The following is a 13,259-nucleotide window of genomic DNA, read 5'->3' on the forward strand; positions in this document are numbered from 1 at the left end:
GGTCCTCGCCCCGGTCGCGGGTGATGCGACGGCAGGAGTCTCCTGGCTCCCGGATCAGCGCTCACCCCGGCCTTCCCGCCCGTCGCCGGGCAGTGGCCTGCGGTGGGGTTCGCTCCCCGGTCACAGTGGCGGGACCGCGCCGGTTTCGCACCGGCTTCCTCCCATGCCATCGCCTACCAGGAGACTACGGCAAGACCGGCCTCCACAAGAACTGGCGTTACCATCCTCTTCGTGTCCATAGCCGACTTTTCCGGACGGATTCGTCCTGACGCCTGTCCGGGCGCGCTACAGGTACACGAGGCCGCGGACGGCCCGCTGGCCCGAGTCCGCCTGCCCGGCGGCGCCGCCACCCCTGCCCAGCTCCACGCGCTCGCGGACTGCTCCGAAGAGTTCGGGTCGGGGGTGATCGAGCTCACCTCGCGGGCCAACGTCCAGGTGCGCGGGCTCCACTCACCCGCCGCCTTCGCCGAACATCTCGCCGCTGCCGGGCTGCTGCCGTCCGTCGCGCACGAACGCGTCCGCAACATCGTCGCCTCACCGATGAGCGGGCGGGGGGCGCGGGGGGTGGTGGACGTGCTCGCGGTCGTGCGGGCCCTCGACCTGGCGTTGTGCGGGCGGAAGCGGCTGGCGGGATTGCCTGGGCGGTTTCTGTTCGCGGTTGATGATGGGACCGGCGATGTGAGTGGGCTTGGGGCGGATGTGACGTGGGTCCCCGGAGGACGGCTGCTGCTGGCGGGCTGGGACACGGGCCTGGTCTGCAGCCCGGAAGCCGCCGTCCCGCTCATGCTCGCCGCCGCGGAGGCGTTCCTCGACGAACGCCCCGACGGCGCGCCCCTCGCCTGGCGCATCCAGGAGCTGGAGAACGGCCCAGCTCGCATCACCGCCCGCCTGACCGCCGACCCGGCCGTGCGCGCGCTGATGACCGTGCCGGCCACCGGATCAACGGGCCAGGACCCGACCAACGATCCGGTGCCCGGCCCGACGATCGATTCAGCCTCCGGCCCGACGATCGATTCAGCCTCCGGCCCCACGATCCACCACCCGACCAACGATCCAGCCACCAGACCGCCGGCCGACCGGCAGGTGGCGCCGCTGGAGCGCGCTGACGCGGAGCGGCGGGCCGGGCGTCTCACGCAGCGCGACGGGCGGGTGGCGCTGAAGGTGCTGGTGCCGCTGGGCAGGCTGACCCCCGCCCAGCTCCGGGCCCTCGCCGACAGCGGCCCCGCCGTACGGCTCACGCCGTGGCGGACCGCCGTGTCGCTGGACCTCTCCCCCGAGGCGGCGGACCGCGCGGAGCGGGCGCTCGCCGAGGCAGGCCTCGTCACCGACCCGGCCTCGCCGTGGGCCGGGGTCACGGCTTGTACTGGCCGGCCCGGTTGCGGGAAGGCGCTGGCGGACGTGCAGGCGGACGCGCGGCGGTGGGTGGAGGGGCAAGCCGCCGCGCCTGGGACGCCCGTTCACTGGGCTGGTTGCGAGCGGCGCTGCGGCGTCCCTCGCGGCCAGGTCGTGGAGCTGATCGCCACAGCTGACGGCTACCGACGGCAGCCGCAGTGATGACCGCCACCGACGCCACACACGCGGTGGCTCCCGGCGGAAGCCTCGGAACCCGACCACGGCAGGCAGCCGCGACCAGGCAAGGCGACCGTGCTCGCACAACCACCGGCCGACCGCCAGCCGACCACCGGCAGACCGCCAGCCAGCCAGCCACCGGCCGACCACCAGCTGACCACCGGCAGACCGCCAGCCGACCACCAGCTGACCACCGGCAGACCGCCAGCCAGCCACCGGCCGACCACCGGCCGGCCGTCGGCGCAACCGTGCGTGCCCGTACGCCCAGCACCCCTGACGACACAGCCCCCGAGAAAGGCACTCGTGACCGACTACATCCGCGACGGCGCCGAGATCTACCGCCGCTCGTTCGCGACCATCCGCGCCGAAACCGACCTCACAGGCATCCCGCCCGAGGTCGCGCAGGTGGCGGTGCGGATGATCCACGCCTGCGGCATGACGGACCTCGTCACCGACCTGGCCTGGTCCCACGGGGTGGTGGCGCGGGCCAGGGAGGCGCTGCGGGCGGGCGCGCCGGTGTTGTGTGACGCCATGATGGTGGCGTCCGGCGTGACGAGGCGCAGGTTGCCCGCCGGCAACGAGGTGGTGTGCACGCTGCCCGACCCGCGCGTGCCGGAGCTGGCGGAGCGGCTGGGCACCACGCGCAGTGCCGCCGCGCTGGAGTTGTGGCGGGGGCGGCTGGACGGCGCGGTGGTGGCGATCGGGAACGCGCCGACCGCCCTGTTCCGGCTGCTGGAGCTGGTCGAGGAGGGTGCGGGCCGGCCGGCGGCGGTGCTGGGCGTCCCGGTGGGGTTCATCGGCGCGGCGGAGTCGAAGCAGGCGCTGGCCGCGAGCGACCTGGAGCATCTGGTGGTGCACGGCCGCCGCGGCGGCAGTGCGATGACGGCGGCGGCGGTCAACGCCATCGCGAACGAGACGGAGTGATCATGGTGAAGGGACGCCTGTACGGGGTCGGCCTCGGTCCCGGTGACCCGGAGCTGGTGACGGTGAAGACGGCCAGGCTGATCGGCGAGGCGGACGTGATCGCGTACCACGCCGCCAGGCACGGCCGCAGCATCGCCCGTTCGATCGCGCTGCCGTACATGCGGGAAGGCCAGATCGAGGAGCTGCTGCTGTACCCGCTGACCACGGAGACCACCGACCATCCCGGCGGCTACCAGGGCGCGCTGGACGACTTCTACGCCGACTGCGCCGAGCGGCTGGCCGCCCACCTGGACGCGGGCCGCACCGTGGTGGTGCTGGCCGAGGGTGATCCGCTGTTCTACGGGTCGTACATGCACATGCACAAGCGGCTCGCCCGCCGTTACGAGACCGAGGTGGTGCCCGGGGTGACGTCGGTCAGCGCCGCGTCCGCGGTGCTCGGCCGTCCGCTGGTGGAGCGGGACGAGGTGCTGACGGTGCTGCCCGGCACGCTGCCGGCGGACGTGCTGGCCGACCGGTTGCGCGGGACGGACTCGGCGGCGGTGCTGAAGCTGGGCCGGACGTTCGGGAAGGTGCGCGAGGCGCTGGCCGAGGCCGGGCGGCTGGACGACGCCTGGTACGTCGAGCGCGCCACGATGGGCGCGGAACGGGTCGCGCCGCTCAAGGACGTGGACGCCGACGGCGTGCCGTACTTCTCGCTGGCCCTGCTGACCAGCCCCGCCGAGCGCACGTTCGTGCCCGAGCCGCAGCAGGTTGCGGTGGCGGGCGAGGCGGCGGGCAAGGCGGGCGGCAAGGTGCCGGGCGAGGCGGCGGGCCAGGCGGGAGGGGAGGCGGGCGGCAAGGTGACGGGCGAGGTGGCCGTGGTGGGGCTGGGCCCGGCCGGGCGGCCGTGGCTGACGCCCGAGGCGCAGGAGGCGCTGGCCGCCGCCACCGACCTCGTCGGCTACGGCCCGTACGTGGACCGGGTGGCGCCGAACCCGCGCCAGCGCCGCCACCGTACCGACAACCGGGTGGAGGCCGAACGCGCCAGGCACGCGCTGGAGCTGGCCCGCGACGGCGCCCGCGTGGCGGTGGTGTCGTCCGGGGACCCTGGGGTGTTCGCCATGGCCAGCGCGGTCATGGAGGCGGCGGCCGGCTTTCCTGACGTGCCGGTGCGGATCGTGCCAGGGCTGACGGCGGCGCAGGCGGTGGCGAGCCGGGTCGGGGCGCCGCTGGGGCACGACTACTGCGTGGTGTCGCTGTCGGACCTGCTCAAGCCGTGGGAGGTGGTGGCCGGCCGGCTCGCGGCCGCCGCCGCGGCCGACATGGTGCTGGCGATCTACAACCCTGCTTCACGCAGCCGTACGTGGCAGCTCGCGGCGGCTCGTGACCTGCTGCTGGAGCACCGGGACGCGGCCACTCCCGTGGTGGTCGGGCGTGATGTGGGGGGTGAGCGGGAGAGCGTCACCGTCACGACGCTGGGTGAGCTGGATCCGGGGCAGGTGGACATGCGCTGCCTGCTGATCGTCGGGTCCTCGACGACTCGGGTCACTGAGCGCGGGCTGGTCTACACGCCTCGTCGTTATCCCTGAGGCTCTGCGGCCCAGGACGTCGCCGCCGCCACGGTGTCCACCAGGTGGACGCCGGGTGGGAGGGGTGGGCGGTTCACCATGATGACGGGGAGGGCGAGGTCGCGGGCGGCGGTGAGTTTGGCGGAGGTCAGGTCGCCGCCGCTGTCCTTGGTGATGAGGACGTTCAGGTGGTGTCGCCGGATGAGGGTGCGTTCGCCTTCGGGGGTGTAGGGGCCGCGGGCGAGCAGGATGTGCACGTTGGGAGGGATGGGGGGTTCCGGGGGGTCCACGGATCTGGCCAGGAGCCATACGCCGGGGAGGCCGGTGAAGAGGGGGAGGCTGCGGCGGCCGGTCGTGAGGAAGACCCGGGTGGGGGCGGCGGCCTCGCGGTCGGCGATGGTGGCGGGCGCGGCGAGGGCAGGGGTTCGCCAGGCGCCTGTGGCGAGCAGTGCGGCGGCGTCGTGGAGGCTGTTCACTCGCTGCCAGGCATCGCCGTCCGACTCCTGCCAGCCCGGCCGCCGAAGCACCAGCAACGGCACCCCGGTGGCGGCCGAGGCGGCGGCGGCCGAGGCGGTCATGCGTGAGGCGAACGGGTGGGTGGCGTCCACCAGTGCGTCGATGCGCTCCTCCGTCAGAAAGGCGGCCAGCCCCTCGGCCCCGCCGAACCCGCCTTCCCGCACCTCCCCCACCGGCAGCCGCGGGTTGCTCACCCGCCCGGCCAGCGACGACACGACGTGCAGGCCAGGGCGGGAGGCGAGCGAGGCGGCCAGGGCGCGGGCCTCCGCCGTGCCGCCCAGGATCAGGACCCGCCGCACACGCCACCCCGATCCACGCGACCACCCGGCATCAGAACCCACCGCACACGCCACCCCGATCCACGCGACCACCCGGCATCAGAAGGCACCGCCCGGCCGTTCCCGCGCCACGCTGTAGAGGTGGCTGTCGGGGAACTGCGTGGCCGACAACACCCGCCCCACCACGATCACCGCTGTACGCCGGATCCCCGCCGCGTGCACCTGTCCCGCGATGTCCGCCAGCGTCCCCCGCAACACCACCTCGTCCTCCCTGCTGGCCCGCGCCACCACAGCCACCGGGCAATCACCCCCATAGGACGGCAGCAGCTCCGCCACCACCTCGTCGATCCGCTGCACCGCCAGATGCAGCACCATGGTGGCCTTGCTGGCGCCCAGGGTGGTGAGGTCCTCGCCCGAAGGCATCGGGGTGGCGCGCGCGGAGGTGCGGGTGAGGATGACGGTCTGGCCGACGCCGGGCACGGTGAGCTCCCGGCGCAGCGCGGCGGCGGCCGCCGCGAAGGCGGGGACGCCCGGCACCACCTCGTACGGCACGCCGAGCGCGTCGAGCCGCCGCATCTGTTCGGCGACGGCGCTGAAGACGGACGGGTCGCCGGAGTGCAGCCGGGCGACGTCGAGCCCGTCGCGGTGGGCGGCGAGCACTTCGGCGACGATCTCGTCGAGGTTGAGGCCGGCGGTGTCGACGAGCCTGGTGCCGGGCGGGCAGGAGTCGAGGAGCTCGCGGGGCACCAGCGATCCGGCGTACAGGCACACCGGTGAGGTCTGGAGGCGGCGCAGGCCGCGCAGGGTGATCAGGTCGGCGGCGCCGGGGCCGGCACCGATGAAGTACACGGTCACGTGTCGTCCTTCCTGGTCAGGGACCATACGGTGACGGGCATCGCGGGACGCCAGCCGGTGAAGCCGCCCACGGGCGAGGCCCGCTGGACGGCGAGGCGGACGAGGTCGCCGCCGAGCCTGCCGTACCACTGGCCGACGAGGGCCTCGGATTCGAGGGTGACGGCGTTCACGACGAGCCTGCCGCCGGGCCGCAGCCGCGACCAGCAGTGGTCGAGCAGGCCGGGAGCGGTGACGCCGCCGCCGACGAACACCGCGCCGGGCTCGGGCAGGCCGTCCAGGGCCGCCGGGGCCTTGCCCTCGACGACGCGCAGCGACGGCACGCCGAGCCGGTCGGCGTTGCGGCGGATGGCGGCGGCGCGGTCGGGCCGGCTCTCCACGGCCACGGCGGCGCACGCCGGGTGACTGCGCATCCATTCGACGGCGATGCTGCCGGCGCCCGCACCGACGTCCCACAGCAGCTCGCCCGGTCGCGGGGCGAGCCGCGACAGGGTGACCGCGCGGACCTCCCGCTTGGTGAGCTGCCCGTCATGCTCGTACGCGGTGTCGGGCAGCCCCGGCACGAGGCCCAGCGGCTCGGTCTCCCGGCTCGCCACGCACTCGACGGCGATCACGTTGAGCGAGGACGCGGCGGGCCCTGCCCAGGTCTCGGCGGTGCCCTGCCGGGCCGTCTCGGTGGCGGCGCCCAGGTCGGACAGCGCCGTCATGGGGCTGGGTCCGTACCCGCGGGCGGTCAGCAGCGCGGCGACCTGGGACGGGGCTTCGCGTCCCGCGCCGAGGACGACGAGCCTGCGGCCGGGCAGCGCGGCGGCGTTGAGCGTCTCGGGCGGGCGGCCGACGAGGCTGACCGTCTCGACCTGTTCGACCGGCCAGCCGAGGCGGGCGCAGGCGAGCGACAGCGACGACACGTGCGGCAGGACGCGGACGTCCGCCGCGCCCAGAAGCCGCACCAGCGTGGAGCCGATGCCGTAGAACATGGGATCGCCGCTGGCCAGCACGCACACCTCGCGCCCGGCGTGCCGTGCCAGGAGCGCGGGCAGCGCGGGCAGCAGCGGCGACGGCCACCGCACACGCTCCGCGCCGGCGGACTCGGGCAGCAGCTCCAGTTGCCGGGGGCCGCCCATGACGACCTCGGCGGCCTCCAGCGCGCGCCGCGAGGTGGGGGGCAGTCCGTCCCAGCCGTCCGCGCCGACGCCGACGACGGTGATCACACGTTGCCCAGGACGCGGGTCACCTGGATCTCGATGACCACCCGGGCGGGGTTGGCGCGGGGCGGTTTGTAGCGGGCCGCGTACCGGCGCTCGGCGTCGGCGATCTCGTCCGGCGAGGTGCGGACGACGGCCCGCCCCTCCAGCGTGGACCAGCGCCGGCCGTCCACCTGGCACAGCGCGACGGGGACGCCGCCGGTCGCGGCGATGAGCCGGGCCTTGGCCGAGGTGCCCGACGTGATCACGCGGGCGACGCCGGTCTCCACGTCCAGCGTCGCGCCCACCGGCACCACGTGCGGCGGGCCGTCGGGGCGCGCGGTGGACAGCGTGCACAGGTGCCGCTCCTGCCAGAAGGCGGCGAACGCGCTGCCCTGCTCGACCAGGTTCACGATCCTCCTCGGGTGAATGGCGAGGCATATCGTATATCGCGCCCTTCCAACGGCTTGGGCCAGCCGCGTCGCGTCCAGCGCGGACGGCCGCGCCTCCGCAGGCTCATCCGGGCGCGGCGAGGACGGCCAGAGCGGTCCTCCGCAGGTCGGCCATGGCCGCGGCGGCCTCGGCCTCCTCGAACCCGGGCGCGTCGAGCCGCTGCTCGACGTCGGCCAGCACCACGACGATGTGCAGGCTGAGCACCGTTCCAGGCCGTGCGCGCAGGCCCTCGATCAGTTCGCCGCACCGCCGGTTGAGCGGGGTCATCCGGTACTCGTACAGCGCGTCGATGAGCGCCGCCTTGCCAGGCATCCACGGCCTCACCATCATGATCGTCGCAGCGGGCTCCGGCCTCCTGCTCAACCGTGTCCCCGCCCCGCGGGCCGGAGCCACCACGCCGGCCGCGACCTGATCCACCGGAGTGACCACCATGACCGCAGAACCCGTCTTCCGCAGCGCCGCCCGCCCGCCGGCCACGGCTCCGAACGTCCTGGCCATCGTCCTGGACGACACCGGCTTCGCCCAGCTCGGCTGCTTCGGCTCCGACATCGCCACCCCCCACATCGACAGGCTGGCCGCCTGCGGCCTGCGCTACAACCGCTTCCACGTCACCGCCCTGTGCTCCCCGTCGCGGGCCTCGTTCCTCACCGGCCGCAACCACCACGCCGTCGGCATGGGATTCCTCGCCGACATCCCCCTCGACCACCACGGGTACACCGCCCGCATCCCCCGCTCGGCCGCCACCCTGCCACGGATCCTGCGCGACCACGGCTACTCCACCCTGGCCGTGGGCAAATGGCATCTCACGCCGCGCTTCGAGCGCTCGGCGGCGGGCCCGTTCAGCCACTGGCCGCTCGGCCTCGGCTTCGAGCGCTACTACGGCTTCCTCCAGGGCGACGCCAACCACTACGCGCCCAACCTCGTCGAGGACAACCACTACGTCGAGCCGCCCGCCACCCCCGAGGAGGGCTACCACCTCACCGAGGACCTGACCGACCGCGCCATCCGCTACCTGGACGACCAGCGCCACGCCGCGCCGGGCAAGCCGTTCTTCCTGTATTACGGCCTCGGCGCCATGCACTCCCCGCACCACGTGACACCCGAGTGGGTCGAGCCCTACCGGGGCCGCTTCGACCACGGCTGGGACGCCTGGCGCGAGGAGATCTTCCAGCGCCAGCTCGACGCGGGCGTCGTCCCGCCCGGCACCACCCTCACGCCCCGCCCCGGCTATGTGCGGGCCTGGGACGACCTCAGCGCCGACGAGCGCCGCCTGTACGCCCGCCAGCAGGAGGTCTTCGCCGGCTTCCTGACCCACACCGACGCCCAGATCGGCCGCCTGCTCGACCACCTGGAGGAGACCGGACGGCTCGACGACACGATCGTCGTGCTGTTCTCCGACAACGGGGCCAGCGCCGAGGGCGGCGTGCACGGCAGCGTCAACGAGCACCGCTTCTCCTCGGCCATCCCCGAGTCCCTGCCGGACAACCTCGCCCACTACGACGACTGGGGCGGCCCCGCCACCTACAACCACTACGCCTGGGGCTGGGCGTGGGCCGGCAACACCCCGTTCCGCCTGTGGAAGCGCTACACGTGGCTCGGCGGCACCCGTACGCCGCTGATCGTGCACTGGCCCGCGGGGATCCACGCGCGCGGCGCGGTCCGCGACCCGGTCCTGCACGTCAACGACCTGTTCCCGACGCTGCTGGACGCGATCGGCATCGAGGCGCCGGACGTCGTGGACGGGATCGAGCAGCAGCGGATCAACGGCGCCAGCTTCCGCGCCGGGTTCGACGACGCCGGGGCGCCCGCGCCGCGCGACACCCAGTACTTCGAGATGCTGGGCTCCCGCTCGCTCATCCACGGCCGCTGGAAGACCACCACCGACCACGTCTCCACCGGCATCCTCGACGAGCAGGAGCTGCTGGCCGGCAGCCGCGACTTCGACGCCGACCACTGGGCGCTGTTCGACCTGTCCGCCGACTTCTCCGAGGCCGCCGACGTGTCGGCCGGCCATCCGGAGGTGGTCGCCGAGCTGCGGCGGCTGTGGGACGAGGAGGCGGAGCGCAACCATGTCCTGCCGCTCTACGACAACCTCGTGGACCGCATCGGCGCCCTCATCGGCCCCGTCTGGCCGCTCGGCGACGACCGCACCTACCGGCCCGGCGCCTCGCCGATCTGCGACGAGTCGCTGCCGATCCTGTTCGGCGGCTTCCGCTTCACCGCCGAGGTGGAGGCGGCGGACGAGCCCGACGGGGTGCTGTTCGCGCTGGGGGACCTGCACGGCGGGCTGGCGCTGTACGTCGCGGAGGGGCGGCTGGTCTTCACCTTCTCGCGTGCCGGGGAGATCCTGGAGGTGGCCGGGGACCGGCCCGTCCCGCCCGGTCGTCAGGCCCTGGGGATCGCCCACGTCACAGGGCCCGACGGCGCGGCCTTCCACCTGCTGCACGGCGCGACCGTGGTGGGGTCGCTGGCCTTCGGCGGCCTCCTGCCCGTCGCCCTCCAGCACGGCGGGGCCGGGTTGCGGCTGGGGCACGACTCGGGGCTGGCCGTGTCGGACCGGTACCGCGTTCCGGCCGCGTGGAACGGGCGGCTGGTCTCCGTGCGCGTCCAGACGCCGGGCCGCGCCAAGCCCGACCCCCTCGCCGACCTGAGGACCGCCCTGCACGCCGATTGACGGCGCCGGGTGCTCAGCGGCAGAAGGGGGCCATGCCGAGCACGGACTTGACCCCGCCCAGCAGGTGCTGGACGAAGTACTGGTCACCCTCCATGGGCGCGTCGGTCCACGCCTTGACGTCGTGCCCGAGGGTGGTCAGCCAGGCCTTGCCGCCGTCGTAGTACTGGCACCAGCTCACCGGGTGGTGCTCGCCGTGCCCGGGGTGGCCGAGGTTGCCGCGCACCCCTTGCGGCAGGGTGCTCTCGTCCACTTCGGCGAGCACGCGGACGCGGGTGGGCGCGGGGATGAGGTTGTACCACTCGTCGGAGAAGGCCCAGGTGCGGGGCAGGCCCTGGGTGGAGGCGTCGCGGCGGTTCACCGTCTCGACGGTGCCGGGCTGGTTGGCGCCGTGGTCGTAGAAGTTGGCGTTGCCGAGCAGGCCTTCGTACCAGGGCCAGTTGTACTCGGTGCCGAAGGCGTTGTGCACGCCGATGAAGCCGCCGCCGGCGCGGACGTACTGGCGCAGCGCGGTCTGGGCGGCGTCGTCGAGGGTGTCGCGGGTGGTGCTCAGGAACATCACCGCGTTGTAGCCGAGCAGGCGGCCGGCGGAGGAGAGCTGGGTGACGTCCTCGGTGTAGTCGACCGCGAAGCCGTTCTCCTGCCCGAGCTTCACCACGGCCTTGACGGCCACGTTGTCGTCGTTGAGCGGCGGGTTGAGGCCGGGGCCGAGCGGGGTGCCGAGGTGGGCGTGGCGGGGGCCGGCGGTGCGGCTGTAGACGAGCAGCTTGTAGCCCTTGGCCGGGTCGAAGTTGCCCCAGTCGTGGTAGCAGCGGGGGTCGGTGCCCCGGCAGACGCCGTAGTCGGGGTCCCCGAGGTTCTGCGCCGGCGAAGGCGAGGCAGCGGAGCTGGGAGCGGTGGTGGTGAGCAGGAGGGCCGCGGCTCCGGTGGCGGCGGCGATGGAGAGTTTGCTGCGCATGGGGGCACCTCGCAGGAGGATCCACTAGGTGGATCGTTTGGTCCACTCAGAGGCTTGAGCGTAACTGCGGATCTTAGCGGCGACAAGCTCTTGCCTTCACTCACGGCTGGGACTTATGGTGCGTCCGTCTTACGGATCTAGTGGTCCACCAAGCGGACCACCGAAAGTTTGGTGCCAGTGGAACGACGAAACTTCCTCCTCGGTGCGGCAGCCACGCTGACCGCTTCAGCCGCGATCACGGAGCCCGCCCAGGCGCAAGAGGCGCTGGAACGGCAGCCCGCGTCCCTGGGCGTGACGGGCAAGGACTTCCCCAAGGTCTGCGGGAACCTGGCCAACACCAACTACTCCCCGCTCAAACAGATCAACGCCCGCACGTTGCGGCGGCTCGGCGGCGCCTGGCACGTCAACCTGGAGGGCGGCAGCACGTCGGCCGCCCAGCAGAGCACCTGCGTCGTGGAGAACGGCGTCCTGTACGTCCAGACCACGCAGCAGAACGTCTTCGCCGTGGACGGGAAGACCGGCGCGCTCAAGTGGAAGACGAACCTGGGCACGAAGCAGACGAACATGCGCGGCGTCGCGCTCGGCGAGGGCCTGGTCTTCTCCACCTCCGGCGCCAACATCGTGTACGCGCTGAAGAAGGGCACCGGCGAGATCGCCTGGCAGCGGCAGCTCATCACCGAGGACGAGGGCGGCGGCGACACCGGCGGCTGCGACCCGCAGAACGGCCAGTGCGGCGGCCTGACCGGCACGCTGGCCGGTGCCGTCGTCTACTGGGACGGGCTCATCTATGTCGGCATGCAGGGCAGCACCGGCGGCGCGCGCGGCCGGGCGTACGCGCTGAAGGCGGCCACCGGCGAGGTCGCCTGGACGTTCTGGTCGTGCCCCGGCGAGGGCCAGTTCGGCAACGACACCTGGGAGGGCGAATCCTGGAAGACGGGCGGCGCCGTCCCGTGGATCCACCCGGCGGTGGACCCGGACCTCGGGCTGGTCTACTGGACGTTCGGCGGCTCCTACCCGCGCCTGGACGGCGCCACCAGGGGCGGCGACAACCTGTTCGCCAACTCGATCGTGGCCATCGACGCCAAGACCGGCACCCGCAAGTGGCACTTCCAGTCGGTGCACCACGACATCTGGGACCTCGACAACGTCATGGCCCCGGTGCTGGTGGACGTCAAGGTCAAGGGCCGGCTACGCAAGGCCGTCGTGTACGGCAGCAAGGTCGGCATGTTCTACATCCTCGACCGCACCAGCGGCGAGCCGCTGCACGGCATGGAGGAGCGGCCGGTCCCGCAGAACGACCAGCAGAAGACGGCGGCCACGCAGCCGTTCCCCGGCGGGAAGCCGTTCATCACGCAGGCGCCGGAGTTCGGCAAGGCCACCAGGCCGGTGCCGTTCTACGCCTGGGGCGGCCTCTACACGCCGCACTGGGACCGGGCGACGATCATCTTCCCGGGCGCGGGCGGCGGCGCGGACTGGGCGCACCTGTCGTACAACCCGCACACAGGCTGGATCTACGTCGGCTACGGCCTGATCAACTCCGGCTTCTCCAACAGCCGCGAGGGCCGGGTCAACACTTCCCGCCCGCTCGGGGAGTACTTCGCGGGCGGCATCGCGGCGGTCGATCCGCGCACCAACACGCCCGTGTGGACGCTGGACCGGGAGTGGTCGCTCGCGCACGGCAACGGCATCCTGACGACGGCGGGACGGGTGATGTTCCAGGGCGGCCCCGACGGGGTGCTGCACGCCATGGACGACACCGACGGCAGCGTCCTGTGGAGCTTCCAGTGCGGCGCCGGGGTGCACACCAGCCCGATCAGCTACGAGATCGACGGCGAGCAGTACGTCGCGGTGCTGGCGGGCGGCAACGGCCTGCCGTACCCGGACATCCCCAGGGGCGACCACCTGTGGGCCTTCAAGCTCGGCGGCAAGGTCGCGCCCGCCGCCGCGCCGACGCCGCCCAAGCAGCGCAACGACATCAGGGCGGCGGCCGTCACCGGCACCACGGTCACGCTCGGCCGAGTCTGGGACGCGGCGAACCAGCGGCCCGGCGCGACGGAGAACACGGTGGCGCAGAACGCCATGTCGCCGCAGCACCTGCGGGTGCCCAAGGGCACCACCGTGACCTTCGTCAACCCGGCGGACAACGCCTCCGCGCACGCCGCCGTCTCGTTCTTCGAGTACGAGTTCGACACCGGTGTGCTGATGCCCGGCCAGTCGTTCACTCACACCTTCGACACCCCGGGCGAGTACTTCTACAACGACGCGATCTACCCGCAGAACACCGGCAAGATCGTCGTCTTCTGAGAG

11 protein-coding genes and 1 riboswitch are annotated in these 13,259 nt (G+C 73.2%); of the genes, 5 read left to right on the forward strand and 6 right to left on the reverse strand.

Annotated features, from left to right (window positions below; all coding sequences use genetic code 11):
- Positions 1-12: 12 nt before the first annotated feature.
- A riboswitch (cobalamin riboswitch) is annotated at positions 13-215 on the reverse strand.
- Between the two features lie 16 nt (positions 216-231).
- The 3 genes from cobG to cobJ all read left to right on the forward strand — a co-directional run bounded on the left by cobG (position 232) and on the right by cobJ (position 4,061).
- Positions 232-1,554 (forward strand): precorrin-3B synthase, encoded by a 1,323-nt coding sequence (gene cobG, locus FXF51_RS44970; protein ID WP_148440926.1) that lies wholly within the window; start codon positions 232-234, stop codon positions 1,552-1,554.
- 318 nt (positions 1,555-1,872) lie between these two features.
- The gene (locus FXF51_RS44975) at positions 1,873-2,493 is read left to right on the forward strand and encodes a precorrin-8X methylmutase (protein WP_148440927.1); all 621 of its coding nucleotides are present in this window, start codon (positions 1,873-1,875) and stop codon (positions 2,491-2,493) included.
- Between the two features lie 2 nt (positions 2,494-2,495).
- Positions 2,496-4,061, forward strand: a complete 1,566-nt coding sequence (gene cobJ / locus FXF51_RS44980) for a precorrin-3B C(17)-methyltransferase (protein ID WP_148440928.1) — start codon at positions 2,496-2,498, stop codon at positions 4,059-4,061.
- Here cobJ and FXF51_RS44985 read toward each other — a convergent pair.
- The 5 genes from FXF51_RS44985 to FXF51_RS45000 form a co-directional block, all read right to left on the reverse strand.
- A complete protein-coding gene (locus tag FXF51_RS44985) occupies positions 4,052-4,855 on the reverse strand; it encodes a cobalt-precorrin-6A reductase (RefSeq protein WP_148440929.1) in 804 nt (267 codons plus the stop codon). The genes cobJ and FXF51_RS44985 overlap by 10 nt on opposite strands.
- 78 nt (positions 4,856-4,933) lie before the next feature.
- The gene (gene cobM / locus FXF51_RS44990; protein ID WP_148440930.1) at positions 4,934-5,689 is read right to left on the reverse strand and encodes a precorrin-4 C(11)-methyltransferase; all 756 of its coding nucleotides are present in this window, start codon (positions 5,687-5,689) and stop codon (positions 4,934-4,936) included.
- The gene (gene cbiE, locus FXF51_RS44995; protein ID WP_187414930.1) at positions 5,686-6,897 is read right to left on the reverse strand and encodes a precorrin-6y C5,15-methyltransferase (decarboxylating) subunit CbiE; all 1,212 of its coding nucleotides are present in this window, start codon (positions 6,895-6,897) and stop codon (positions 5,686-5,688) included. The genes cobM and cbiE overlap by 4 nt, the downstream gene beginning before the upstream one ends.
- Positions 6,894-7,283 (reverse strand): TIGR03618 family F420-dependent PPOX class oxidoreductase, encoded by a 390-nt coding sequence (locus tag FXF51_RS61305; protein WP_187414931.1) that lies wholly within the window; start codon positions 7,281-7,283, stop codon positions 6,894-6,896. Before FXF51_RS61305 ends, cbiE begins: the two co-directional genes overlap by 4 nt.
- Before the next feature lie 103 nt (positions 7,284-7,386).
- Positions 7,387-7,635 (reverse strand): hypothetical protein, encoded by a 249-nt coding sequence (locus FXF51_RS45000; protein WP_148440932.1) that lies wholly within the window; start codon positions 7,633-7,635, stop codon positions 7,387-7,389.
- A gap of 118 nt (positions 7,636-7,753) precedes the next feature.
- Here FXF51_RS45000 and FXF51_RS45005 point away from each other — a divergent pair, with 118 nt between their 5' ends.
- Positions 7,754-9,997 carry an arylsulfatase gene (locus FXF51_RS45005; protein WP_148440933.1) on the forward strand — a complete coding sequence of 748 codons (2,244 nt, stop codon included), beginning with the start codon at positions 7,754-7,756 and terminating at the stop codon, positions 9,995-9,997.
- A 13-nt stretch (positions 9,998-10,010) separates the two neighbouring features.
- Here FXF51_RS45005 and FXF51_RS45010 read toward each other — a convergent pair whose 3' ends face one another.
- Positions 10,011-10,952: a ThuA domain-containing protein gene (locus FXF51_RS45010; protein ID WP_148440934.1), complete on the reverse strand. Its 942-nt coding sequence runs from the start codon at positions 10,950-10,952 to the stop codon at positions 10,011-10,013.
- Between the two features lie 177 nt (positions 10,953-11,129).
- Between FXF51_RS45010 and FXF51_RS45015 the strand changes: the two genes are divergently transcribed.
- Positions 11,130-13,256, forward strand: coding sequence for a PQQ-binding-like beta-propeller repeat protein (locus tag FXF51_RS45015; RefSeq protein ID WP_187414932.1), 2,127 nt, complete (start codon positions 11,130-11,132; stop codon positions 13,254-13,256).
- The last annotated feature ends 3 nt before the right edge of the window (positions 13,257-13,259 follow it).

Source organism: Nonomuraea sp. PA05 (genome assembly GCF_008086045.1).
Classification (GTDB): domain Bacteria; phylum Actinomycetota; class Actinomycetes; order Streptosporangiales; family Streptosporangiaceae; genus Nonomuraea; species Nonomuraea monospora.

What these genes read in the sequence shown, in the direction of transcription:
- cobJ (WP_148440928.1), top strand. Translation starts at nt 2,496, where the DNA reads ATGGTGAAGGGACGCCTGTACGGGGTCGGCCTCGGTCCCGGTGACCCG.
- FXF51_RS45000 (WP_148440932.1), bottom strand. Translation starts at nt 7,635, where the DNA reads ATGCCTGGCAAGGCGGCGCTCATCGACGCGCTGTACGAGTACCGGATG.
- FXF51_RS45005 (WP_148440933.1), top strand. Translation starts at nt 7,754, where the DNA reads ATGACCGCAGAACCCGTCTTCCGCAGCGCCGCCCGCCCGCCGGCCACG.
- FXF51_RS45010 (WP_148440934.1), bottom strand. Translation starts at nt 10,952, where the DNA reads ATGCGCAGCAAACTCTCCATCGCCGCCGCCACCGGAGCCGCGGCCCTC.